General features: G+C 69.2%; 22 protein-coding genes. 13 read left to right on the top strand and 9 right to left on the bottom strand.

The genetic code is table 11. The features are described from left to right. Positions 1–6 precede the first annotated feature (6 nt). The 11 genes from BLP73_RS07485 (at position 7) to BLP73_RS07435 (ending at position 11,260) form a co-directional block, all read left to right on the top strand. Positions 7–474, top strand: a complete 468-nt coding sequence (locus BLP73_RS07485) for a formate dehydrogenase subunit gamma (RefSeq protein WP_090741916.1) — start codon at positions 7–9, stop codon at positions 472–474. Beyond that, entirely contained in the window at positions 471–1,988 is a 1,518-nt protein-coding gene (locus BLP73_RS07480) for a formate dehydrogenase beta subunit (protein WP_090741914.1), read from the top strand. The genes BLP73_RS07485 and BLP73_RS07480 overlap by 4 nt, the downstream gene beginning before the upstream one ends. Next, positions 1,985–4,939, top strand: coding sequence for a formate dehydrogenase subunit alpha (fdhF, locus tag BLP73_RS07475; protein WP_090741912.1), 2,955 nt, complete (start codon positions 1,985–1,987; stop codon positions 4,937–4,939). The genes BLP73_RS07480 and fdhF overlap by 4 nt, the downstream gene beginning before the upstream one ends. Further along, complete coding sequence (gene fdhD / locus BLP73_RS07470; protein ID WP_090741910.1) at positions 4,936–5,760, top strand: formate dehydrogenase accessory sulfurtransferase FdhD; 825 nt, start codon at positions 4,936–4,938, stop codon at positions 5,758–5,760. The genes fdhF and fdhD overlap by 4 nt, the downstream gene beginning before the upstream one ends. Continuing rightward, complete coding sequence (locus tag BLP73_RS07465) at positions 5,750–5,950, top strand: formate dehydrogenase subunit delta (protein ID WP_090741908.1); 201 nt, start codon at positions 5,750–5,752, stop codon at positions 5,948–5,950. The genes fdhD and BLP73_RS07465 overlap by 11 nt, the downstream gene beginning before the upstream one ends. A 60-nt stretch (positions 5,951–6,010) precedes the next feature. Continuing rightward, on the top strand, positions 6,011–6,961 hold the full coding sequence (locus tag BLP73_RS07460) for a diacylglycerol/lipid kinase family protein (RefSeq protein WP_090741906.1): 951 nt from the start codon (positions 6,011–6,013) through the stop codon (positions 6,959–6,961). 3 nt (positions 6,962–6,964) lie between these two features. Further along, positions 6,965–7,756 carry a metallophosphoesterase family protein gene (locus BLP73_RS07455; protein WP_090741904.1) on the top strand — a complete coding sequence of 264 codons (792 nt, stop codon included), beginning with the start codon at positions 6,965–6,967 and terminating at the stop codon, positions 7,754–7,756. 187 nt (positions 7,757–7,943) lie between these two features. After that, positions 7,944–9,623, top strand: a complete 1,680-nt coding sequence (rpsA, locus tag BLP73_RS07450; RefSeq protein WP_090741902.1) for a 30S ribosomal protein S1 — start codon at positions 7,944–7,946, stop codon at positions 9,621–9,623. A gap of 231 nt (positions 9,624–9,854) precedes the next feature. Further along, positions 9,855–10,139 (top strand): integration host factor subunit beta, encoded by a 285-nt coding sequence (gene ihfB / locus BLP73_RS07445; protein ID WP_090741900.1) that lies wholly within the window; start codon positions 9,855–9,857, stop codon positions 10,137–10,139. A 58-nt stretch (positions 10,140–10,197) separates the two neighbouring features. Next, entirely contained in the window at positions 10,198–10,623 is a 426-nt protein-coding gene (locus BLP73_RS07440; protein ID WP_090741898.1) for a LapA family protein, read from the top strand. Position 10,624: 1 nt separating this feature from the next. Next, a complete protein-coding gene (locus BLP73_RS07435; protein WP_090741895.1) occupies positions 10,625–11,260 on the top strand; it encodes a phosphoribosylanthranilate isomerase in 636 nt (211 codons plus the stop codon). 57 nt (positions 11,261–11,317) lie between these two features. On the opposite strand, the gene BLP73_RS07430 is transcribed toward BLP73_RS07435, so the two are convergent. After that, positions 11,318–12,127: a hypothetical protein gene (locus BLP73_RS07430; RefSeq protein WP_090741893.1), complete on the bottom strand. Its 810-nt coding sequence runs from the start codon at positions 12,125–12,127 to the stop codon at positions 11,318–11,320. A 174-nt stretch (positions 12,128–12,301) separates the two neighbouring features. Continuing rightward, a complete protein-coding gene (locus BLP73_RS07425) occupies positions 12,302–13,738 on the bottom strand; it encodes a helix-turn-helix domain-containing protein (RefSeq protein ID WP_090741891.1) in 1,437 nt (478 codons plus the stop codon). 250 nt (positions 13,739–13,988) lie between these two features. On the opposite strand from BLP73_RS07425, the gene BLP73_RS07420 reads away from it, so the two are divergent. Together BLP73_RS07420 and BLP73_RS07415 are read left to right on the top strand one after the other, a co-directional pair. Continuing rightward, positions 13,989–15,608: an isocitrate lyase gene (locus BLP73_RS07420; protein WP_090741889.1), complete on the top strand. Its 1,620-nt coding sequence runs from the start codon at positions 13,989–13,991 to the stop codon at positions 15,606–15,608. 71 nt (positions 15,609–15,679) lie between these two features. After that, positions 15,680–15,913: an SMc00767 family acetate metabolism repressor gene (locus tag BLP73_RS07415; protein WP_090741887.1), complete on the top strand. Its 234-nt coding sequence runs from the start codon at positions 15,680–15,682 to the stop codon at positions 15,911–15,913. A gap of 87 nt (positions 15,914–16,000) precedes the next feature. Here BLP73_RS07415 and BLP73_RS07410 read toward each other — a convergent pair whose 3' ends face one another. Genes BLP73_RS07410 through BLP73_RS07380 form a run of 7 tightly spaced genes read right to left on the bottom strand, consistent with a single transcriptional unit; the run spans position 16,001 to position 24,521 of the window. After that, positions 16,001–17,011, bottom strand: a complete 1,011-nt coding sequence (locus BLP73_RS07410; RefSeq protein WP_245686586.1) for a UDP-glucuronic acid decarboxylase family protein — start codon at positions 17,009–17,011, stop codon at positions 16,001–16,003. Between the two features lie 9 nt (positions 17,012–17,020). Beyond that, the gene (locus tag BLP73_RS07405) at positions 17,021–18,115 is read right to left on the bottom strand and encodes a CgeB family protein (protein WP_090741884.1); all 1,095 of its coding nucleotides are present in this window, start codon (positions 18,113–18,115) and stop codon (positions 17,021–17,023) included. Then, positions 18,112–19,227, bottom strand: coding sequence for a CgeB family protein (locus BLP73_RS07400; protein ID WP_090741882.1), 1,116 nt, complete (start codon positions 19,225–19,227; stop codon positions 18,112–18,114). The genes BLP73_RS07405 and BLP73_RS07400 overlap by 4 nt, the downstream gene beginning before the upstream one ends. Then, positions 19,224–20,333 carry a CgeB family protein gene (locus BLP73_RS07395; RefSeq protein ID WP_090741880.1) on the bottom strand — a complete coding sequence of 370 codons (1,110 nt, stop codon included), beginning with the start codon at positions 20,331–20,333 and terminating at the stop codon, positions 19,224–19,226. The genes BLP73_RS07400 and BLP73_RS07395 overlap by 4 nt, the downstream gene beginning before the upstream one ends. A 5-nt stretch (positions 20,334–20,338) precedes the next feature. After that, complete coding sequence (locus BLP73_RS07390; RefSeq protein ID WP_245686585.1) at positions 20,339–21,427, bottom strand: glycosyltransferase family 4 protein; 1,089 nt, start codon at positions 21,425–21,427, stop codon at positions 20,339–20,341. Continuing rightward, entirely contained in the window at positions 21,424–23,418 is a 1,995-nt protein-coding gene (locus BLP73_RS07385) for an NAD-dependent epimerase/dehydratase family protein (RefSeq protein ID WP_090741878.1), read from the bottom strand. Before BLP73_RS07385 ends, BLP73_RS07390 begins: the two co-directional genes overlap by 4 nt. Then, positions 23,415–24,521 (bottom strand): NAD-dependent epimerase/dehydratase family protein, encoded by a 1,107-nt coding sequence (locus BLP73_RS07380; protein WP_090741876.1) that lies wholly within the window; start codon positions 24,519–24,521, stop codon positions 23,415–23,417. Before BLP73_RS07380 ends, BLP73_RS07385 begins: the two co-directional genes overlap by 4 nt. Positions 24,522–24,553 lie beyond the last annotated feature (32 nt).

The following is a 24,553-nucleotide window of genomic DNA, read 5'->3' as shown; positions in this document are numbered from 1 at the left end:
CCAGCCATGCTTGAACAGTCGCCAGCCCCGACCGCGGACGAGATCCGCGAGGTCGTGGCCCCCCTCATCTCCCTCGAGGGACCGCTTCTGCCCATGCTTCACCGGGTGCAGGAGGTCTGGGGCCATGTTCCGCAGGAGGCGGTGCCGGTGCTGGCCGACATCCTCAACCTCGGCAAGGCCGAGGTGCATGGGGTGATCAGCTTCTACCACGACTTCCGCGACCACCCCGCCGGGCGGCAGGTGCTGAAGATCTGCCGGGCCGAGGCCTGCCAGTCCATGGGCGGGGCAGGTGTCGCGGCCGAGACGCTGGCCCGGCTCGGCGTCGACTGGCACGGCACCACCGCCGACGGCGCGGTGACGGTCGAGCCGGTCTACTGCCTCGGCATTTGCGCCTGCGCGCCCGCCGCCATGATCGGCGACCGGGTGATCGGCCGCGCGACGGCCGAGCGGCTGGCCCGCGAGGTGCGGGCATGAAGATCTTCGTTCCCCTGGACAGCGCCGCCAAGGCCCTCGGTGCGGATGCGGTGGCCGAGGCGGTCGCCCGCGAGGCGGCGGCGCGCGGCCTCGACGTGCAACTCATCCGCAACGGCAGCCGCGGGATGGTCTGGCTCGAGCCCCTGGTCGAGATCGAGAAGGACGGCCGGCGCCTCGCTTACGGGCCCGTGACGCCCGAGGATGTGCCGGCGCTGCTGGATGGCGGCTTCGAGACGCTCGGCCCGGTCGAGCGAATCCCCTTCTTCGCCCGCCAGACCCGGCTGACCTTCGCCCGCTGCGGGCTGATCGACCCGCTGGACCTCGATGATTACGAGGCCCATGGCGGCCTCGCCGGCCTGCGCCGCGCCATCGCGATGGAACCGGGCGGCATCGTCGCCGAGGTCACCGCCAGCGGGCTGCGTGGTCGGGGCGGCGCGGGATTCCCGACCGGCATCAAGTGGCAGACCGTGGCGAATGCCGCCGCGGACCAGAAATACATCGTCTGCAACGCCGACGAGGGCGACAGCGGCACTTTCGCCGACCGGATGATCATGGAGGGCGACCCGTTCACCCTGATCGAGGGCATGGCGATTGCCGGCCTCGGCGTCGGGGCGACGCGCGGCTATGTCTACCTCCGCAGCGAGTATCCCGATGCGATCCGGGTGATGGAGGCGGCGATGAAGATCGCCCGCCAGCGCGGGCTGCTGGGCCCAGACGTTCTGGGCAGCGGCCGCGCCTTCGACATGCAGATCCGCAAGGGCGCCGGCGCCTATGTCTGCGGCGAGGAAACCAGCCTTCTGAACAGCCTCGAGGGCAAGCGCGGCACGGTGCGCGCGAAACCTCCGCTGCCGGCGCTGGAGGGCTTCCTCGGCAAGCCGACGGTGGTCAACAACGTGATCTCGCTGGCCACGGTCCCGGTGATCTTCGAGAAGGGCGCGCAAGCCTATGCCGATTTCGGCCTCGGCCGGTCGCGCGGGACGGTGACGCTGCAGATCGCCGGGAACGTGGCACGCGGCGGGCTGTTCGAGACCGCCTTCGGCATGTCGCTTGGCGAGGTGGTGAACGACATCGCGGGCGGCACGGCGACCGGACCCCCGGTGAAGGCGGTGCAGGTCGGCGGGCCGCTCGGCGCCTACATGCCGGTCCACAAGTTCGACACCCCTCTCGGCTATGAGGATTTCGACGCGGCGGGCGGGCTCATTGGCCATGCCGGGCTCGTGGTCTTCGACGACAGCGCCGACATGCTGCAGATGGCGCGCTTCGCGATGGAGTTCTGCGCCGTGGAAAGCTGCGGCAAATGCACCCCCTGCCGGATCGGCGCGGTGCGCGGGGTCGAGACGATCGACCGCATCGCTGCCGGCGACGCGAGCGCCATCCCCCTGCTGACCGACCTTTGCGAGACGATGAAGGACGGCTCGCTCTGCGCGCTCGGCGGCTTCACCCCCTATCCGGTCATGTCCGCGCTGACGCAGTTCCCGGACGACTTCGCGACCCAGAAAGAGGCAGCGGAATGAAGGACTTCATCATCCCCACGCACCGCCCCGGCGAGGATATCACCGACGACCGCGACCTCGGCACCCCGGCCCGCCACGGCGCGCCGGTCTCGCTGACGGTGGACGGGGTCGCGGTCACGGTCCCCGAGGGCACCTCGGTCATGCGCGCCTCCTACCTCGCGGGCATCAGCGTCCCGAAGCTGTGTGCCAGCGACAACATGGAGGCCTTCGGCTCCTGCCGCCTCTGCGTCGTCGAGATCGAGGGGCGGCGCGGCACGCCCGCTTCCTGCACCACCCCGGTGGCCGAGGGCATGATCGTCCGCACCCAGTCCGAGAAGGTCCGCCGCATCCGCCGCGGGGTGATGGAGCTTTACATCAGCGACCACCCGCTGGACTGCCTGACCTGCGCGGCCAATGGCGATTGCGAATTGCAGGACGCGGCGGGGCAGGTGGGTCTGCGCGACGTGCGCTACACGCCGGGCGCCAACCATTTCGACCCCAAGGGCATCGGCGCCCGCAGCCAGTCCGAGGCCAAGCTGCAAGCCGGACCGGGCAATGCGCAATACATCCCCAAGGACGACAGCAACCCCTATTTCTCCTACGACCCCAGCAAGTGCATCGTCTGCTCGCGCTGCGTGCGCGCCTGCGAAGAGGTGCAGGGCACCTTCGCGCTGACGATCGAGGGGCGGGGCTTCGACAGCCGCGTCAAGGCCGGGGCAGGGGCGGACGACTTCCTGACCTCGGACTGCGTCAGCTGCGGCGCCTGCGTGCAGGCCTGTCCGACCGCCACGCTGCAGGAGAAGTCCGTGGCCGAGCTTGGCACGCCCACGCGCTCGGTCATCACCACCTGCGCCTATTGCGGCGTCGGCTGCAGCTTCAAGGCCGAGCTGAACGGCGACCAGCTGGTCCGCATGGTCCCGTGGAAGCACGGCAAGGCCAACCGCGGCCACAGCTGCGTCAAGGGCCGCTTCGCCTATGGCTATGCCGCCCACAAGGACCGCATCCTGAAGCCGATGATCCGCGAGCGGATCGAGGACCCCTGGCGCGAGGTCGAATGGGACGAAGCGCTGACCTTTGCCGCTGGCCGCATGCAGGCGATCCAGGAGAAGCACGGCCGCCGCTCGGTCGGGGTCATCACCTCGTCGCGCTGCACGAACGAGGAGACCTACCTCGTCCAGAAGCTGACCCGCGCTGTCTTCGGCAACAACAACACCGACACCTGCGCCCGCGTCTGCCACTCGCCCACCGGCTACGGCCTCGGCAAGACCTTCGGCACCTCGGCCGGCACGCAGGACTTCGACAGCGTCGAGGAGACGGACGTGGTGCTGATCATCGGCGCCAACCCGACGGACGGGCACCCGGTCTTTGCCAGCCGCCTCAAGAAGCGACTGCGCCAGGGCGCGAAACTCATCGTCGTGGACCCGCGCCGCACCGACATCGTACGCTCGGCCCATGTCGAGGCCGCCCATCACCTGCCCCTGCGGCCCGGCACCAACGTCGCCGTGGTCAGCGCGATGGCCCATGTCATCGTGACCGAAGGGCTGATGGACGAGGCCTATATCCGCGAGCGCTGCGATTGGGACGAGTTCCAGCACTATGCCGAATTCATCCGCGACCCGCGCCACGCCCCCGAGGCGACCGAGATGCTGACCGGCGTGCCCGCGGCCGAGCTGCGCGCTGCGGCACGCCTCTTCGCGACGGGCGGGAACGGGGCGATCTATTACGGCCTCGGCGTGACCGAGCACAGCCAGGGCTCGACCACTGTCATGGCCATCGCGAATCTCGCGATGCTGACCGGCAACATCGGCCGGCCGGGCGTGGGGGTGAACCCGCTGCGCGGGCAGAACAACGTGCAGGGGGCCTGCGACATGGGCAGCTTCCCGCACGAGCTGCCGGGCTATCGCCACGTGAAGCTGCCCGACGTGCGCGCGATCTTCGAACAGGCCTGGGGCGTCGAGATCGACCCCGAGCCGGGCCTGCGCATCCCGAACATGCTGGATGCGGCGGTCGAGGGGACGTTCAAGGGCCTCTATTGCCAGGGCGAGGACATCCTGCAGTCGGACCCCGACACGCATCACGTCGCGGCCGGCCTTCGGTCGATGGAATGCGTGATCGTCCATGACCTGTTCCTGAACGAGACGGCGAACTACGCCCATGTCTTCCTGCCGGGCTCGACCTTCCTCGAGAAGGACGGCACCTTCACGAATGCCGAACGGCGCATCAACCGCGTCCGCCGCGTGATGGCGCCGCGCAACGGCTTCGAGGACTGGGAGGTCACGCAGATGCTGGCCAATGCGCTTCTGAAGGCGCAGGGGCGGCCGGGCTGGCACTACACCCATCCCTCGCAGATCATGGACGAGATCGCCGCCACCACCCCCAGCTTTGCGGGCGTCAGCTACGAGCGGCTGGAGGTTCTGGGCTCGGTGCAATGGCCCTGCGACGAGAGCGCGCCCGAGGGCACGCCCTTGATGCATGTGGACGGCTTCCGCTCGGGCCGCGGCCATTTCATCATCACCGAATATGTCGCGACCGACGAGCGCACGGGGCCGCGCTTCCCGCTGCTGCTGACGACGGGCCGGATCCTGTCGCAATACAATGTCGGCGCGCAGACGCGGCGGACCGAGAACGTGGTCTGGCATCCCGAGGACCTTCTGGAGATGCACCCCCATGACGCCGAGAACCGGGGCGTCACCGAGGGGGACTGGGTGCGCCTCGCCAGCCGGGCGGGCGAGACGACGCTGCGGGTCAGGATCACGGACCGGGTCTCGCCCGGCGTCGTCTACACGACCTTCCACCACCCGGCGACGCAGGCCAACGTCGTCACCACCGACTTCTCGGACTGGGCGACGAACTGCCCGGAATACAAGGTGACGGCGGTGCAGGTCACGCCCTCGAACGGGCCGTCCCACTGGCAGGAGGAATATGCCGCACAGGCCGTGCAGGCGCGCCGGATCCTGCCGGCCGCGGAATGAGCCTGCCGCCGCCCGTGATCGCGGTCCCGGCCGGTCACCACCGGCCGGGCAGCCATGTCGCCGTCACGCGCGAACTGGCCGAGGAGGTGCCGGTGGCGCTGGTCTATGGCGGCTCGACGCAGGCGGTGATGATGGCCTCGCCCTGCGATCTGGAGGATTTCGCCGTCGGCTTCTCGCTGACCGAGGGGATCGTGGCGCGGCCCGAGCAGATCAGGCGGCTGGAGGTTCTGCCCCATCCGAGCGGGATCGAGGCGCAGATGTGGCTCGAGGAGGACCGCGCCGAGGCGCTGGCCGCGCGCCGCCGCTTCATGGCCGGCCCGGTCGGTTGCGGGCTCTGCGGCATCGACAGCCTCGACGAGGTGCTTCGGGCGCTGCCGAACCGCGCGCCCGCCGGCCCGGTGCTCGAGGCAGGGCAGGTCATCCACGCGACCGAGGCGCTGCGCGTCTGGCAGCCGCTGCACGACCGGTCCCGCGCGGTCCATGCCGCGGGCTTCCTGCTGCCCGGCCGGGGTGTCGTGCTGGCGCGCGAGGATGTCGGGCGGCACAACGCGCTCGACAAGCTGATCGGGGCGATGGCGCGGCAGGGGATCGCGGCCTCGGGCGGCGCTTTCGTGCTGACGAGCCGCGTCTCGATGGACATGGTGCAGAAATGCGCGATGGCCGGGGCCGGCATCCTCATCGCGGTCTCGGCGCCGACTGCCCATGCGTTGCGGCTGGCCGACAGTGCCGGCATCACCGTCGCCGCCTTCGCGCGCCAAGGCAGCTTCGATGTCTTCACCCACTCTCACAGAATCCCGTCAGAGGTTCCTGATGTCGCCTGAGAAAATGGTCGCCATGGCCAACCAGATCGCCACCTTCTTCGACAGCCAGCCCGGCGATCCCGCCGAGAAGATCGCCGGCCATCTCTCGGATTTCTGGGAGCCGCGGATGCGCGCGCAGCTGCTGAGCTACATCGAGGCTGGCGGCGGCGGCTTAAAGCCCTCGGTCGAGGCCGCCGCCCGCAGGCTCTGAGGGCGCGATGAAACCTCCGGGGGCTGTCGGGTGTTCTGGCAGAGCGATCGGGGGACACAGATGCAGGACAAGACCGAGGCGTTCGATCTGGGCAAGGCCCGGGTCTGCGTCATCATGAACCGTGGCTCGGGCAAGAAGAAGCACCGCCAGCTGGCCGAGCAGCTTCAGGCCGATCTTGCCCCCCATTGCGCCAGCTTCACCCTGCGCCAGAGCCAGCGCGGCAGCGACCTGCCGGACCTTGCCCGCGAGGTGGCGGGCGAGGGTTTCGATCTGGTCGTCGCGGCCGGCGGCGACGGCACCCAATCGGCCGTCGCAGGCGCGCTGGCCGGCACGGATGTGGCGATGGGCGTTCTGCCGGGCGGCACCTTCAACTACTTCGCGCGCGATCTGGGCGTCGGCGAGACGATCGAGGATGCGCTCGAGACGCTGCGCGACGGCAGGCTCGAGCCTGTCGATGTCGGGGATGTCAACGGCCTGATCTTCCTCAACAACATCAGCCTCGGCGCCTATCCGCAGATCCTGAAGACGCGCGAGGGGATCTACAAGCGGTGGGGCCGCTCGCGGCTGGCGGCCTACTGGTCGGTGCTGGTGGCGCTGCGGCGCCTGCGCCAGCCGATGCAGCTCGTGGCGCGGGTGGACGGCGAGAGCCGCACCTTCACCAGCGCGCTGGTCTTCATCGCGCGCAGCGCCTACCAGATGGACAGCTTCGGTCTCGACGGCGCGGACGCCATCCGTGCCGGGCAGTTCGCCGTGCTGATCGCGAAGGCGAAGAAGCCGTTGCCGCTGATGCGCTCGGCCGTGCGGCTGGCCTTCGGGCACAGCGCCAAGGACAGCGATTTCGACCTCATCAGCACGGACGAGCTGCAGATCGAGACGCCGCGCCGCCGCCAGCTCGTCGCCCATGACGGCGAGAAGACGGCCCTGACCAGCCCGTTCCGGCTGCAGGTGCGGCATGGCGGGCTGCGCGTCCTGCGGCCGCGGGACGGGGTCAGCAAGACGGCGGACGTCTAGGCCGTGACGCGAATCCTGCACCTGACCGACCTGCATTTCGGCTTTCACCGCGAGGCGCTGGTGGAGCCGCTCCTGGCGCGCCTCGAGGCGCTTGCGCCGGACCTCGTGGTGGTGACGGGCGATCTGACCCATCGCGCGCTGCCCGGGCAGCTGGCGCAAGGGCGCGCCTTCCTCGACCGGATCAAGGCGCCGACCATCGTGATGCCGGGCAATCACGATCTGCCGGTGCTGAACCCGCTCGCGCGGCTCTTCTGGCCCTTCGCGGCCTGGCGGCAGCGGATCTCGCCCGTGCTGCGCCCCGAGGCGCGGGCGGGCCAGACCCGCGTCATGGCCGTCAACAGCGCCGATCCCTATGCCTGGCAGCGCGGCAAGATTCGCACGGGCGAGATCGCGCGGCTGGAGCGGGGGCTCGACCCGCTCGGCACGAACATCGTCGCGCTGCACCACCCGCTCCAGCAGCTGCCGCGGGTCGACAAGCGGCCGGCGCGCCGCGCGCACGAGGCGCTCGGGCGGCTGGAGGCGGCGGGGGTGCATGTCATCCTCTCGGGCCATCTGCACCGTTGGGCGGCAGACGAGCTGCTGGAGACCGGCCTCTACCCGCGCCTTCTGCAGATCCAGACGGGCACCGCGCTCTGCGCGCGGCTCAGCGACGTGCAGAACGAGTTCGCGCTGCTGTCGATCGATCGCACCGAGCTTGAATTGCAGCGCCACACCGCCCCGATGGAGGCGGCCGCCTGGCAAGAGCCGGAGATCGCGCGCTACAGCCGCGCCACCGGCGTCTGGCGGCGCGTTTAGGCGTTGAGTTTCCCGGCGTTTGCCGCTATGGGGGCGCCAGTCACTCGGGCAACCGGTCCTGGCGGGCCGCCAGCGGACAGGTCGGGCAGCACGCTCCGGCCTTTTGTCGTTGCCCTGAACGGCACCATAAAGACCGGCGGAGCCAACCGCATGGCCAGAAAACAGACACAAAGGAAACTGATCACGCATGTGCGCTAAAGCGACCATGGAGGAATTCGAGGCCCTCCTGAACGAAAGCCTCGAAATCGACACACCGGACGAAGGTTCGGTGGTCAAGGGCCGGGTCATCGCCATCGAGGCGGGCCAGGCCATCATCGACGTCGGCTACAAGATGGAAGGCCGCGTCGATCTGAAGGAATTCGCAAACCCGGGCGAAGAGCCGAACATCCAGGTCGGCGACGAGGTCGAGGTCTATCTGGACCGCGTCGAGAACGCCCGCGGTGAAGCCAGCATCTCGCGCGAGAAAGCCCGCCGCGAGGAAGCCTGGGACCGCCTCGAGAAAGCTTATTCGGACGAGGAGCGCGTCGAGGGCGCCATCTTCGGCCGCGTCAAGGGCGGCTTCACGGTCGACCTGGGCGGCGCCGTGGCCTTCCTGCCCGGCAGCCAAGTCGATGTGCGCCCCGTGCGCGACGCCGGCCCGCTGATGGGTCTGAAGCAGCCGTTCCAGATCCTGAAGATGGACCGCCGCCGGGGCAACATCGTCGTCTCGCGCCGCGCCATCCTGGAAGAGAGCCGCGCCGAACAGCGCGCCGAGGTCATCGCCAACCTGACCGAAGGTCAGACGGTCGACGGCGTCGTGAAGAACATCACCGAATACGGTGCGTTCGTGGATCTGGGCGGCGTTGACGGCCTGCTGCACGTCACCGACATGGCCTGGCGCCGCGTCAACCACCCATCCGAGATCCTGGCGATCGGCGAGACCGTCAAGGTCCAGGTCATCAAGATCAACAAGGACAGCCACCGCATCAGCCTCGGCATGAAACAGCTGCAGGCCGATCCGTGGGATACGGTCGCCGACAAGTTCCCGATCGGCTCGGTCCACCAGGGCCGCGTGACCAACATCACCGACTACGGCGCCTTCGTGGAGCTGGAAGCCGGCGTCGAGGGTCTGGTCCACGTCTCGGAAATGAGCTGGACCAAGAAGAACGTCCATCCGGGCAAGATCGTGTCCACCTCGCAAGAGGTCGACGTGATGGTGCTGGAGATCGACGAGCAGAAGCGCCGCGTGTCGCTTGGTCTCAAGCAGACCATGCGCAACCCGTGGGAGGTCTTCGCCGAGACGCACCCGACCGGCACCGTCATCGAGGGCGAGGTCAAGAACATCACCGAGTTCGGTCTGTTCGTCGGCCTCGAAGGCGACATCGACGGCATGGTCCACCTGTCGGACATCTCGTGGGATGCCCGCGGCGAGGATGCGATCCAGGACTTCCGCAAGGGCGACACCGTCAAGGCCGTCGTGCAGGACGTGGATGTCGAGAAAGAGCGCATCAGCTTGTCGATCAAGTCGCTCGAGAACGAGCACATGGCCGAAGCCGTTGACGGCGTGAAGCGTGGCTCGGTCGTCACCGTCGAGGTGACGGCGATCGAGGAAGGCGGGATCGAGGTCGAGTACAACGGCGTCAAGTCCTTCATCCGCCGCAGCGACCTGGCCCGCGACCGTCAGGACCAGCGCCCCGAGCGCTTCCAGGTCGGCGACAAGGTCGATGCCCGCGTCACCAACGTGGACACCAAGACCCGCCGTCTCGGCCTGTCGATCAAGGCCCGCGAGATCGCGGAAGAGAAGGAAGCGATCGACCAGTACGGCAGCTCGGATTCGGGCGCCTCGCTTGGCGACATCCTGGGTGCGGCACTGAACCGCAACAGCTGATCGCGGCCTCGGCCCGATCGACCTTGGCCCGTCCCGCAAACGCGGGGCGGGCCATTTTTTTGGCAGGCCCGCACCTGCCGCCTTGCACGGCTTATGTAAAGCTGGCAACCCTGTGAAACCAGTGACTTCCGCTGCGCGTTGCGCGATATGGGGGCCGTTTTTGGCGTCCCGCCCCCGACCCCGCGACAGGCGCAGGGTTTGCCCGCGGCCCGTTCATCTTGGGGAAGAAGCATGATCCGATCCGAACTGATCCAGAAGATCGCAGACGAGAACCCGCACCTGTTCCGGCGCGATGTCGAGCGCATCGTGAACACGGTGCTCGAAGAGATCATCGACGCCATGGCGCGCGGCGATCGGGTCGAGCTGCGCGGCTTCGGGGCGTTCTCGGTCAAGAAGCGCGACTCGCGCACCGGGCGCAACCCGCGGACCGGGGACTCGGTCGAGGTCGAGGAGAAGCACGTGCCCTTCTTCAAGACCGGCAAGCTGCTGCGTGACCGGTTGAACGGGGACGCGTGAGCGTCGTAGAAGCAGGCGGCCGGCCGCCCTTTACCGCGCCGGCAAGCAAGGAGTCGTGATGCGCTTTCTCCGTCTTTTCTTCGTGGTCGTCCTGGCGCTGCTGCTGGTCGCCATCGCGCTGGCCAATCGCGGCCTGGTGACGCTGGCGCTGTTCCCGGCCAATATCGGCCGCTACCTCGGCGGCGAATACAGCGTCGAGCTGCCGCTGTTCCTGGTCATCCTGGTCTCCATCGCCTTCGGGATGCTGGCGGGCCTCATCTGGGAATGGCTGCGCGAGGCCCATATCCGCCGCGAGGCCAGCGCCCGCCGGGCCGAGGTCGCGCGCCTGGAATCCGAGGTCGGCCATCTGCGCGAACGGCACGCCGCGCCCACGGACGACGTGCTGGCGATCCTCGACGAGCCGAGCACCAAGCCCGCGCAACCCGCGGCCGCGCGCCCTGTGGCACCGTCCGACGCGGCCGCCGGCCTGCCTGCGCCGCGCTGAGGTGACCGACGTCAAGATCTGCGGGCTGCGCGAGCCTGCCCATGTCGCGCTGGCTGCCGAGGCCGGCGCGCGCTATGTCGGCTTCGTCTTCTTTCCCCGCTCGCCCCGTGCCGTGACGCCCGCCGATGCGGCGGCCCTGTCGCTGCACGTGCCGGTCGGCGTGGCGCAGGTGGGACTTTTCGTGGACCCGGATGACGCGATTCTGGACGAGGTTCTGGCCGTCGTTCCCCTGGACATCATCCAGCTTCACGGACATGAGGATCCGGTCCGCGTCGCCGCGATCAAGGCCCGCACCGGCCTGCCCGTGATGAAGGCCGTCGGCATCTCCGGCCCTGAGGATCTGGGCCAGCTGACGGATTATAGCCTCGTTGCGGACCTGCTGCTGGTCGATGCCAAGCCTGCGCCAGGCGCGGCGCTTCCGGGCGGCAACGGCCTCGCCTTCGACTGGCGGCTCCTGCAGGGGCGGCGCTGGCTGCGGCCCTGGCTGCTGGCGGGCGGTCTGACGCCGGACAATGTCGCCGAGGCCGTGCGCCTGACCCGCGCGCCCGGCGTCGACGTCAGCTCGGGGGTCGAGGCGGCGCCGGGCGTCAAGGACAAGGACCTGATCCGCAGCTTCATCACCGCCGCCCGAGGCTGAACGGAAAGGGCCGCCCTGCGGATGCAGGACGGCCCTTCTGCCTGTCAGGGAGCGCGATCAGCTTTCGCGGTCGTCTACGATCACCTCGACCGCGCCTTCCGCACTGCGACGCACCATCACGACGTCGTCGGCGTCGAACTCCTCGGCTTCCAGCGCCTCGGTGATCTGCGTGTTCCCGCGCACAGCGTCGCGGCCGGTGGTCAGCGCCGCTTCATTGTCCGTCAGCGCCTGGTCGAAACCCTGCGCGTTCTCGGCCGCCGCACCCTGGAATGAGCTGAGGCGGACGATCTGGATGTCGGCCGTTTCGTCGATGCCCTCCAGCTCGGCCGAGAAGTCGGCGCCGGTGCGCATGCCCGAGATCAGCGAGCCATAGGTCCAGTCGCCCTGGCCGCCGGCACCCATGTCGCCCGCGGCGCCGGCCGTTCCGGTCGCGCCCGCGCCCGTCGCGCCCGCATCCATGCCCGCACCGGCCGCGCCGGTGGTGCCCATCTCTCCGGCCGCGCCGGTCGTGCCCATGTCACCGGCCGGAGGCGTCGTCTGCCCTTCGGTCATCGTGCCGGTATTCCCGCCCACGGTGCCCGTGCCGGCGCCGTCGGTCATGTCGGTGGTGCCGACGCCCGTCTCGCCGCCGACGCCCGCGCCGGTGGTCGCGTCAACGCCCGTTCCGACGCCCGTGCCGGTGCCGGTTGTGTCCATTTCGCCGCCGCCGAGGCCGCCGGCCTCGGGCGAGGTGTCCATCTGCACTTGGCCGCCATCGGCGCCAAGGCCCGGCTCGGGATTGGTCAGGGCGTCCTGGGCCAGCGAGGCCGTGGCGAAGGTCGCGGCAAAGATGGCAGCGGCGCTCGTCATGATCTTGCGGTCAGTCATCGTCTGTTTCCTCCTGTTTCGGGTCGGACGGCCGGGGCGCTTGGCTCCGGTGTCTGGGCCGAACAACGGAGAGAGGCGGGCGATGTTCCCCGCTCGCGGACACGGATGCGTCAGCCTTCTGGAGCATCTTCGAGAGCAGCCGGACCTAACGGTCTGCGCGCGCGCGATTTCCCGCTATTCCCCCTCGAAGCGGAAGAGGGCGAGGCTGCGCTCCCGCTCGTTGATCGCAAGGCGGCGGTTGATCGGCGGCTGCGCGCGCGAGCCGCAATTCTGCCGCTCGCAGAGATAGCAGTTCAGCCCGATGTCGGTCGGCTCGGCCCGGTCCAGGTTGATGCGGTCGGCATAGACCAGCCGCGCGGCATAGGAGACGTCGCAGCCGAGCCCGATGGCCAGCCGCTGCGCCGGCGCGGCATGGGTGCCGCCCGCCCGCATCACCGTGCGCGCGATCGAGAAGTAGCTGGCGCCCTCGGGCATGCGGATGATCTGGGTGTGAACGCGCTCGGGCGCCTCGAAGGCGGAATGGATGTTCCAGAGCGGGCAGGTCCCTCCGAAGCGCGAAAAGGGAAAGCGCCCGGCGCTGAAGCGCTTCGACACGTTCCCCGCCCGGTCGATGCGGACGAAGAAGAACGGGATGCCACGCGCGTTGGGGCGCTGGAGGGTCGCCATCCGATGCGCGGTCTGCTCGTAGGAGGCGCCGAAGCGGTGTGATATCAGCTCGACATCGTAGCGCTCCTGCTCACAGGCGGCGAGGAAGCGGGCATAGGGCATCTGGAGAGCCGCCGAGAAGTAGTTCGCCAGACTGACGCGGGCGAGGCTGCGGGTGTCGGCGTCCTTGAAGCCCGCCGCGTCGATCTGCGCCTCGATCAGCGCCTCGTATTCCAGCCGCGCGATCAGCACGCCGATCTGGAAGCGGCGGCTCGCCTGGCCCAGCAGCTCGGACAGCATCAGCTCCTTGCGGTGCGGATCGAAGCGGCGCAGCGCCCCGCCCATCACCTCGGCCGGCAGGATGCGGACGCGGATGCCGTGGCGCGACATGCGGTCGGTCAGCGCCAGATGCGGCTCCTCGCGGTGCAGGGCCATGTCGAAGGCCAGCTGCTCGGCCGCGCGGTCCACGGCATCCATGTAATTGTCGGTGGCATAAAGCCAGTCGCGCACCCGCTCGTCGGGGCGGGAGACCTCTCCGATGGCCTCGACCTTGGCGCGGTCGGTGAAGGGATTGTCAGGCGCCTGATCGCGCATCCGCGCCTCGGTCAGCTTGCCGTGCAGGCGCACGACCGCCGCCGCGATCTGGGGCGAGGCCTGCAGCGCGGCCTCGATCTCGGACCGGGGCAGGGCGGCCAGCTCCAGCGCCGGGTCCTTCAGCGCCGCCTCGAAGTCGGATGCAAGCTGCGCGTCCATCTCAGGCGCGAGTTCCCCGATGTTCATGTCGTAGACCTGCGCCAGCCGCAGCAGGAGGTTCGCCGAGGCGGGACGCTGGTCGGCCTCGATCAGGGTGATGTAGCTGGCCGAGACGTCCAGCTGGTCGGCCAGCTGCGCCTGTGTCAGTCCAAGCGATTTGCGCAGCACCTTGAGGCGCCGGCCGATCATCAGCTTCTGGATGCGCTTGGCCATGATGTTACAGATCCGCCTGTTAGGATGTGACAATACTTACGGCCGCACCCATTCATTTCAAACTTATAATGCGCCCACAGCATTACATTACTAGAGTGACATCAGGAACCGGATGCAGCCGCAGCGCAGGGAGACGCGGATGACACCAGACAGCAGCCCGACCTGACCCTTTCCGACAATCCGGCACCTTTCCCGGTGGGCCATGCGCCTTACCGACCGACCTTCCATATCCTGACGAACGAGGACCGACATGGCAAACCGCAAGACCTACGCCGAACTCCGCTCCGAGGCCGAAGCGCGCTATCCCTCCGGCCAGACGCCGGGCGGCGTCACCGTGGACGACATCGTCCAGCTGAAGCTGCAGAACACGTTCGACACGCATCTGGACATCGCCCGCGCCATGGCGAAGGTCATGCGCGAGGACATGGCCGCCTATGACGCCGACCCGACGCTGTCGACGCAATCGCTCGGCTGCTGGTCGGGCTTCCATGCCCAGCAGATGATCAAGTCGGTCAAGCGCCTGCGCGGCACCACCAAACGCGCCTATGTCTACCTGTCCGGCTGGATGGTCGCCGGCCTTCGCAACCGGTGGGGCCATCTGCCCGACCAGTCCATGCACGAGAAGACCGCCGTCGCCGACCTGATCCAGGAGATCTACACCTCGCTGCGCCAAGCGGACGAGGTCGCGATGAACGATCTGTTCAAGGATCTCAAGGCCGCCCGCAAGGCCGGCGACAGCGCCGCCGAACGCGCCGCGATCGAGGCGATCGACAATTTCGAGACGCATGTCGTGCCGATCATCGCCGATATCGACGCCGGCTTCGGCAACGAGCACGCAACCTATCTTCTGGCGAAGGAGCTGATCAAGGCCGGCGCCTGTTGCCTGCAGATCGAGAACCAGGTCTCGGACGCCAAGCAGTGCGGCCACCAGGACGGCAAGGTCACGGTGCCGCGGGAAGACTTCATCGAGAAGCTGCGCGCCTGCCGCCTGGCCTTCGAGGAGCTGGGCGTCGATGAGGGCGTCATCGTCGCCCGCACGGACAGCCTCGGCGCGGGCCTGACGCAGAAGGTGCCGGTCAGCCAGCATCCGGGCGATCTGGCCGCCGAATACATCAAGTGGCTGAAGACGGAAGCCATCACCGACGCCAACCCGATGAAGGACGGCGAACTGGCGCTCTATCGCGACGGCCAGTTCGTCCGCCCGGCGCGCCTGCCGAACGGTCTCTTCCCCTTCCAGGAGGGCTCGGGCCGGCAGCGCGTGATCGAGGACTGCATCGCCTCGCTGACCCAGGGCGGCGCCGACCTGCTGTGGATCGAGACGGACACGCCCAATGTCGACGAGATCGCCGGCATGGTGAACGAGATCAAGCGCGAGGTTCCGAACGCGAAGCTCACCTACAACAACTCGCCCAGCTTCAACTGGACGCTGAACCTTCGCAAACAGGTCCGCGACCAGTGGATCAAGGAGGGCAAGATCGCCGAGACCGACTACCCGGCCGGCAACGAGCTGATGAAGGCCGACTATGACGAGACCGATCTGGGGCGCGAGGCCGACGACCGTCTGCGCCGCTTCCAGCACGACATCTCGACCAAGGCAGGCGTGTTCCACAACCTGATCACGCTGCCGACCTTCCACCTGACCGCGAAGTCGGTGGACGAGCTGTCGCATGGCTACTTCGGAGAGGACAAGATGCTGGCCTATGTCGCCACCGTCCAGCGGCAGGAGATCCGCCGCGGCATCTCGGCGGTCAAGCACCAGCACGAGGTCGGCTCGGACCTCGGCGACACCTTCAAGGAGATGGTCGCCGGCGAGCGCGCGCTGAAGGCCGGCGGTCATGCCAACACCATGAACCAGTTCGCCGCCGAATGATAACGACGCCCCTGCCGACCGCCGGCAGGGGCACCCCAACGCCCTGAGCGAGAACCCCCGAGGAGGACACCATGAACGACCAAGCCACCGAGTTCACCCGCGTCGAACGTCCTGAGACGGATGCACAGACCCGCGCCATCCACCGCGTCGCCGATGCGGTCCACCGCGTCAACGAGGCGGTCCAGCGCGCCGTCGCCGAGGGGATCTCGGTCGAGCTGATCCGGGTCTCGCGCCATCACAACGGCGCCGGTGCCTGGGGCGACCAGATCGTGCCGACGATCCGGGATGTCTCGAAGCAGGACTGAGCCCGCGCCCGGCAGCGCGCCGGGACGGCAGAGCAAGGCAAGACGAAGTCCGGCCCCGACGCGATGCGCGGGGCCGGATTTTTGTGTTCAGCGGGCGGCCAGCGCCGGAACGGCGGCACGCTTGCGCGGAACCGGCGCCTGCACCTGCGTCGCGAACCAGGGGATGGTCTTGGCCAGCCCCTCGCGCAGCGGCACTTCGGGGGACCAGCCCAGCAGCGTTCCGGCGCGGGTGATGTCCGGCTGGCGGCGCTTGGGATCGTCCTTCGGCAGCGGCTTGAAGACCGGCCGCGCGGTGCCCGGCACCATCTCGCGGATCAGCTCGGCCAGCTCGAGGATGGTGAACTCGCCCGGATTGCCGAGGTTCACCGCCCCGTCCGGCGCGTCCCGCACCTCCATCAGCGCCATGAGGCCGCGCACGAGGTCGCTGACATAGCAGAAGGACCGCGTCTGCATCCCGTCGCCGTAGATGGTCATCGGCTTGTCCTCAAGGGCCTGGCAGATCAGGTTAGACACGATCCGACCGTCGTCGGGGCGCATCTGCGGGCCGTAGGTGTTAAAGATCCGCGCCACCCGCACATCGGCGTTGCCGGCCCGGAGCGAGTCGAAGCACATGCTTTCGGCGGCACGCTTGCCCTCGTCATAGCAGGCGCGGGGGCCGGTGCAGTTGACGTTGCCCCAGTAGTCCTCGCGCTGCGGATGGGCCTCGGGATCGCCATAGACCTCGGAGGTCGAGGCCTGCAGGTAGCGTGCCCCGGTCTTCTCGGCCAGTTTCAGCAGGTGCCCGGTCCCGACCACGCAGGTCATCATCGTATGCGTCGGATCGGCCTGGTATTGCGGGGGCGAGGCCGCGCAGGCGAGGTTGTAGACCCGGTCCAGCGGGCCGCGGATGGTCACAGGATTGGTGATGTCCTGCTCGATCAGGGTGAAGCCGGGGTGGTTCTCCAGCGGCTCCACGTTTTCGCGGCGGCCGGACAGGAAGCTGTCCACGCAGATCACCCGGTGGCCTTGGTAGAGCAGCGTCTCGCAGAGATGCGAGCCGATGAAGCCCGCGCCGCCCGCGACGAGGATGCTGTTCTTGAACGTCGTCATCTGCTGCATGGGATGGTCCTATCCTGCACTGATTGCCGCCGGGGCGGATTGGGCGCCAAGCGCCAGTTGCGTCGCCAGCTCGCGCGCGCGGGCGCGGCCGGTGTGGCCCGAAAGAACGATGCGCCGCGCCTCGGCCGCGAGGGCCTGCCGCCGCGTTTCGGGCAGGGCGGTCAGCGCCTCCACCACCTGATCGGGGCCGTCGGCGATAAGGACGGCGCGGTCCTCGGGCAGCAGTTCGTCCAGCCCCTGCCAGCGGTCCGAGATGATCGGGGTGCCGCAGGCCGCCGCCTCGAACAGGCGCACCGAGGGCGACCAGCCGAGGCGCCGCATCGCAGCGCGGGTGATGTTCAGGGTGAAGCGCTGCGCGTTGTAGAACTCGGCGTGTTGGGCCGGGGGCAGATGCTCGATCCGCTCGACATTCTCGGGCCATTCGATGTCGCCGGGGAACATCGAGCCCGCGACAACGAAGCGCATCTGCGGCAGGCGGCGGGCCGGCTCGATCAGCAGGGCCTCAAGGCCGGGCTGGCGGTCGGGGCTGTAGGTGCCCAGATAGCCGAGATCCCACCGGCTCGGCACCTCCATCGGCTGGTAGGCGCCCTCGTCCACCGCGCAGTAGAGGGGCTGCGGGTTCGGGGTTCCATAGACCTCGCGCAGCCGGTCCAGCACCTTGCCGCCCGAGAAGGAGAAGTAGGCATCGAACCGCGGCATCTGGCGGCGGGCGAGATGGGTCTCGTCGCCCTTGTCCAGCAGGTCCATCGTGACCGGCGTGTCGATGTCGTAGAAGCAGAGCTGCCGCAGCGGCAGCCGGTCCAGTGCGTCGATCAGGCGCTGGCCCTCGGGGACGTAGGAGCCGACGATCACCGCCTCGGCATCCTCCAGCCGGTCCCGGTAGCGGGCCAGCGCCTCGGGGATCTCGTCGTAGAAGCGCAGCTCGCAGAAGTCGGGATCGGCGAGGTCCTGGTTCTCCTGATACCACGGCTGGCGCCGTTCCAGGAACAGGACGCGCCGGCCTTCGGCATGGAGCCCGCGCAGCAGGGCGCGGAAGGTGGTGGCGTGGCCGTTGCCCCAAGACGAGCTCAGCGACAGGCCGAAGATCACGATCTCGCCGCTCACAGCGCCACCTCGCTGCGGAGGGGCGCGGCGGCCTTGGCCTTGGCGGCGGCGTCGGTCAGGACCCTGTGCAACTGCTCGGCGCGGCGGTCGTAGGTGTGCTCGGCCAGAACGCGGCGCAGGGCGGCCTGGCCGATCTGGCCGAAGCGCTCGGGCGGCAGGTTGGTCAGGAAATCGGCCACATCTTGGCCGTCGCGGGCCACGAGCACCTCTTCGTCCGGCTTCAGGAACAGCTCGATGCCCTCCCAGTAGTCGGTGATGAGGCAGCCGCCCGCGCCCGCCGCCTCGAAGACGCGGGTGGCGGGGGAAAAGCCGGTCGCGGCCATCGAGTCGCGGGCGACGTTCAGCACCGCCCGGGGTGTGCAGTTGAAGGCGTTGTGATCGCCTGTGCGGACATGGCCGAGGCAGCGGATGTTGCCCGGCAGATGCTCGGGCTGCCAGCCCGAGCCGCCGAGGATGAACTGCCGGCCCGGCAGGGCGCTCGCAGGGCGCAGGAAGAACTCGGCCACCCGCGCCTCGCGGTCGGGCAGGCGGTTGGCGAGAAAGCCGAGGTCCGCCTGGAAGCGCGGCTGCGGCGGGGCGGGATGGTGGGTCGCGGGGTCGAGCGCGTTGTAGACCGGCACGCAGTCCCGCGCGCCCAGCTCGCGATAGGCGCGGATCACCGGATCGCCGCCGCCATAGGTCAGGATCAGGTCCAGGTCCGGCAGCATCCGGCGCAGCGCGTCGTTCGGGTTCTGCCGCATCTCGGCAAGGGTCGCCGGGGCGTCCACGTCCCAGAAGATCCGCAGCGCGTCGGGGCGGGCGGCGGCCATCACTTGGCGCAGGATCTCGTCGTCGGCATAGCCGACGCCCGAGGCTTTCACGACGATGTCGGCATCCGCCGCCTGCGCCGCGGCGGCCGCAAGACCCTCGGGCGTGGCGGGCCAGACGTTCACCTCGGCCCAGTCCGGCACCTCGATGTCGCGATGGGACTGGCGGTCGAAGGCGTCGGGTTCGTGGAAGGTCACGCGGTAGCCCTGTGCGGCCATCGCCTTGATGATGCCGCGGTAATAGGTCGCCGCGCCGTTCCAGTAGGAGGAAAGAAGGCTCGATCCGTAGAAGGCGACGCGGGTCATGCGGTGACCTCCTTGAGGGCCGGGGCGGCGAGGCGGGTGAGGATGTCCAGCAGTTCCTCGGCGCGGTGGGTGCAGCTGTGGCGGGCGCGGATCGTCTCCAGCCCGCGTGCGGCCTGTTCGGCGGCGGCGGCGCGGTCGTCCAGCATCAGGCGCAGGGCCTGGCGCATCTGGTCGCCGCTCGACACGAAGCGGATGTCACCGGGACGGAACAACCCTTCTGCATCCTCCCACGGCGCGCTGATCAGCGGGATGCCGCAGGCGAGCGCCTCGAAGGGGCGGATGGTCGGGATGCCGGGCAGGGCGGTGACATAGGGGCGGCGCGGGACATGAACGGTGACGCGGTGACGGGCGAAGACCTCGGGCACGCGGGCATTCGCCAACCAGCCGCGATAGTCGATGCCGGCCTGCCGCAGGCGGTCCAGCGCATGGTCCGGGTAGCGCACGCCGTGGACGGTGGCGGAGAGGCCGAGCGCCTCGACGGGGCGAATCAGGAAGCTCTCCAGCTCGTCGCTGCGCTCGCCGTCGCCCCAGTTACCGACCCAGATGAGGTCGCGCTCGGGCGTGATCTGGGGCAGGGGGCGGAAGATCGAGGTGTCGGCGGCCTCGTGCCAGGTGAAGACCTGCCGGCCCCAGCCCGCATCGAGGTAACGCTGCCGCAGCGCTTCGCCAAAGGCCAGCACGCCGTCATAGCCGTCAAGGTCCATGCCGGCGATGTCTTCGGCCGTGCTGACGGCGCGGTGGTGGGTGTCGTGGAACAGCAGCGTGAAGCGGCCGCCCCTGCGTCGGGCGCGGCCGATGCGGGCGACCAGCGCGGGCGGGGTCCATTCGTGGACGATCACGACGTCGGCAGCGTCCAGCGCGGCGTCGTGGTCGTGATCCTCGGGGTAGCTCTGCCAGCGCAGGTCGGGAAAGTCGGCGGCGAAGGCGTTGAGCGCGGCCTGCCCGCCATCGGCGATCAGGTTCTGGCGGCTCCAGCTGTCTTCCGGCTCTAGCGCCAGCGTCTCGTGGCCCTTCGCGTTCAGGGCCCGCATCACGCCGCGCAGGAAATGGGCGTTGCCATGGTTCCAGTCCGAGACGAGCGAGTGGGTGTAGAAGAGAAATCGCATGGGGGTCATCCTGCCGGGGTCAGTGCTCGCGCGCCTTGAGAGGCGAGCTGGCGGTAGAGCCGCAGCATCGCGGCATGTTGGGTCTGGGGCTGGTAGCGGTTCGCGCGCTGCTCGGCCGCGGCCCCGAGGCGGGCGCGCAGGGCGCCGTCCTTCGCGACACCGTTCAGCGCGGCTCGGAGGGCGGCGGGATTGCGCGGGTCCATGAAGACCGCCGCGCCGTCCCACAGCTCGCGGAAGACGGGGATGTCGGCCAGCACGAGGGGCGTGGCGGCGCGGGCGGCCTCCAGCACCGAAAGGCCGAAGGGCTCGTAGAGCGAGGGGGCGCAGAAGATGCCGGCGCGGCAGATGCGCGCCATGACCTGCGGATGGGGCAGGGAGCCGCCGGCGCGGGCGTGGTTCAGCGCGATCCGGGCGCCGTTCGGGCCGTCGGTGGCGCCGAGGAGGGTGACCGGCCAAGCGCAGCCCTCGGCGGCCGCATTCAGAGCGGCGCCGTTCTTGCCGTCGTCCCACCAGCGGCCGACGGCGACAATCTCGGCCGCGCGGGCGCTGCGGGGCAGGGGCACCTGGCTGCTGTTGTGGACGACCTCGATGGGGCTGGTCATGCCGTAGGCGGCGGTGACGGCCTCGGCATGGGCGCGGGTCGGCGCCACGATCAGGTCGGCGGCGGCGAGCCCTTCGGCGGTCAGGGCGGCCTGCCACGCCATGTCCTGCGGCACGGCGGTGCCCCGGACGGCGGCGAACCAGGTGGCAAGGCAGGAATGGGAGACCGTCAGCACCGGCAGGCCGCAGCGCAGCCCCACCGCCTGCGTCGGCAGGTTCAGGTGCAGAAGATCCACCCCGTGCTTCGTGGCAAGCCCGTCGATCCAAGGCGCGACACTGGCCAGTTCATCCGGCGCCCCCGCCATCCAGTCCAGCGGCGCCTCGCCCCATTCCAGCGGCGCGATGGCGCGGGCCTCGGCCAACTGCTCAGCCGAAGGCTGAGGCCCGAGACCCGCCAGCACCACCCGCACCCCGCGCGCCGTCAGCCCCGAGGCCAGGTCCAGCGCGTAGCGCCAGACCCCCCCGACGGCGTCGAGCGTCATCAGCACCTTCATGCCAGCTTCCTTTGCGCCCGCAGCGGCAGGTTCCGCTCGGCCGCGAGCCATTCGGCCAGATCGCGCAGGCCGGCGCGCCAGCCGATGCTGGCCTTCCAGCCGGTCGCGGCCTCCAGCGCGCGGGTGTCGGCGACGAACCAGGGCTGATCGCCCTGCCGCCAGTCCGAGCGGTCGATCTGCACCGGCTTGCCGGTGATGTCCCAAATCTCGTCCAGCACCTCTCCGAGGCTGACCGAATTGTCTGGGCCGCCACCAAGGTTGAAGGCTCGGCCCGATAGCGTGTCGATGCGCCCCAGCAGCGCGCGATAGGCCGCGACCGCGTCATGGACATGCAGCACGTCGCGGACCTGGCGGCCGGTGCCGAAGACGGTCACCGGCCGGCCCTCCAGCGCGCGGATCAGGAAATGGGCGACCCAGCCCTGATCCTCGGTCCCGAACTGGCGGGGGCCGTAGATGCAGCTCATCCGCAGGACCGCCGCCGGGATGCCGTAGCTCTTGGCGTAGTCCAGCACATACTGATCCGCGACGCCCTTCGAGCAGCCGTAGGGCGTGCAGAAGTCCAGCGGCCGCGTCTCGTCGACGCCATGCGCGGCGATCAGGTTGTCGGTCGGGCCGCAGCGGGTGTCGGTCTCGGCGACCTGAAGATCGGCCAGGGCGCCGTAGACCTTGTTGGTCGAGGCGAAGATCACCGGCAGCTTGCGGCCCGTTGCCCGCACGGCTTCCAGCAGGTCCAGCGTGCCGCGGGCGTTCACCTCGAAATCCTCGACCGGGGCCGTCAGGCTGGTGGTCACGGCCGTCTGCGCGGCAAGGTGGAAGACCGCCTCGGCCCCCGCCACGGCGCCCTTCAGCGCGGTCGGATCGCGCAGGTCGGCGGGGATCGCGCGCAGCTTGTCGCCGTGGCGGCCGGCGAGCCAGCGCAGGTTCCGCTCGACCCCCGGCCGGCTGAGATTGTCCAGCACCGTCACCTGCTGCCCTTCGCTCATCAGCGCATCGGCCAGATTCGCGCCGATGAACCCCGCCCCGCCGGTGATGAGGGTGCTGATCTCGGTTCCGATCCGTGCGGGGGCGGCGAGGGCGGTCAGTTCGCGCAGGCGCTCGACCCCGCCTTCGGCGAGGACGCGGCCCAGCAGCTTCGGCTGGCCGTCCTCGGTCACTGCGCCGAGGTGATAGTGCCGCGGGTCGAACCACAGCCCCTCCTGCACGGCGACATGCGCTGGCACGTCCGACCAGGCGTACCAGTAGACGCGATCCGCCGGGGCTTGCAGCGAGTGGACGAAGCGGCGCGCCTGCTCCATCTCGTCGCGGCGCCATGTGGAATAGCCGGTCTCGGTGATCCAGATGCGGGCCTTGGCATTGTGGCGATCGAGGATGCGGCGCATCTCGCCCAGGTGCATGTCCCAGCCCTGCCAGCTGGCGGCCTCGCTGTCCCAGGTGCCGGGAAAGCCGTGGAAGCCGACGACGTCGGAAACGCCCAGCACGCCGCGCTCGCCCATCAGGTTCAGCCAGTAGGGATCGAAGGGCGCCGGCCCGCCGAGGACGGTCTTCCAGCCGCGCTTCTGGACCCAGTAGGCGGCGCCGCCCACCATTTCGCAGAACAGATCGAACTCGGGGTCCTCGCGCCAATCCCAGTCCAACAGATTGTTCGGCTCGTTCCACAGCTCGACATGGGTGAAGTGCTGGCCGTGCCGCGTGAGCAGGATGTCGAGGAAATCGGCGTAGTCCTTGAGCACCTTCGGCGCACCGGAGCTGCGGCCGGTGCGCGAGAGCGAGGGCGGGGTGTAGTGGACGCAGGGCAGCAGCTCGAGGTCGCGGGCAAGGCGCGGCAGCAGCCAGTCGAACCATTCCTGCCCGCCGGTCGCGTGGTATTCAGCCCAGCTGACATGCGTGCGCAGATGGGTCGCGCCCGAGGCGACGAGGCCGGGCAGAAGCGCCTCGACCCGGTCATGGTCGCCGGGGCGAAACCACTCGACGAAGCCGAAGCCGCGGCTCATGTGACCAGTCCCCGCTCTTCGAGCTGCTGGCGCATCCGGCTGCCATTGTCGGTCGAGGGCGACTGCCGGACCCAATCGACGAAGGGCCCGAGGCTGTCCTCCAGGCGGTGCTGCGGCTCGAAGCTCAGCAGCGCGCGGGCCTTGCCGATGTCGGCAAAGCAGTTGCGGATGTCGCCGGCGCGGAACTTGCCCAGGATCTCGGGCTGCAGGTGCTCGGCGTCCATCGCCTTAGCCAGAAGCCGGGCGACGTCGCTGATCGTATAGGCGTTGCCGGAGCCGACATTGATCACATGACCCGCCGCAGCGTCGCTTTCCAGCGCCAGGCGGAAGGCGCGGGCGACGTCGCGCACATGGACGAAGTCGCGCTTCTGCTCGCCATCCTCGAAGATCGTCGGCGCCTGCCCGTTGGCGATGCGTGAGGCGAAGTTCGCCAGAACGCCCGTGTAGGGGTTCGACAGCGCCTGCCCGGCGCCGAAGACGTTGAAGAGGCGCAGCGCGACCGAGGGGATGTCATAGGCCTTGCCGAAGATCAGCACGGCCTGTTCCTGCTGGTATTTCGTCAGCGCGTAGATCGAGGCGAGGTCGACCCGCTTGCTCTCGGTCGTCGCGACCGGGATCAACGCGACGCCGTTCTCGGTCACCGGCTCCCACCGGCCGGCGCGCAGGTCGGCCACGTTGCGGCGCACGGTCTCGTTCACTTGGCCCGAAGGGGTGCGGTAGTAGCCCTCGCCATAGACGCTCATCGAGGAGGCGACGACCAGCTTCTTCACGGGGTGCTTGGCGATGGCCTCCAGCAGGACCGCGGTGCCCAGATCATTCGCGCCAACATAGCGCGCGATCTCGTACATGGACTGCCCGACCCCGACCTCGGCCGCCAGATGCAGCACCGCCTCGCAGCCCTTGAGCGCGCCTTCCAGCTTCTCGGCCTCGCGCATGTCGCCGCGCACCAGCCGCGCGCCCTCGGGCAGCTTCACCTCGGTCCCCGCATGGACCTGGTCGATCATCGCGTCGTAGAGCACGACCTCGTGGCCGGCCTCCAGCAGTTCCTCGGCCACATGGCGCCCGATGAAGCCGCCGCCGCCCGTGATAAGAACCTTTGTCATCTGTCCCCTTTCCCCTTCATGATGGACCCGCG

Source organism: Paracoccus tibetensis (genome assembly GCF_900102505.1).
GTDB classification, from domain to species: domain Bacteria; phylum Pseudomonadota; class Alphaproteobacteria; order Rhodobacterales; family Rhodobacteraceae; genus Paracoccus; species Paracoccus tibetensis.
This window is presented reverse-complemented; position numbering and strand designations above follow the sequence as displayed.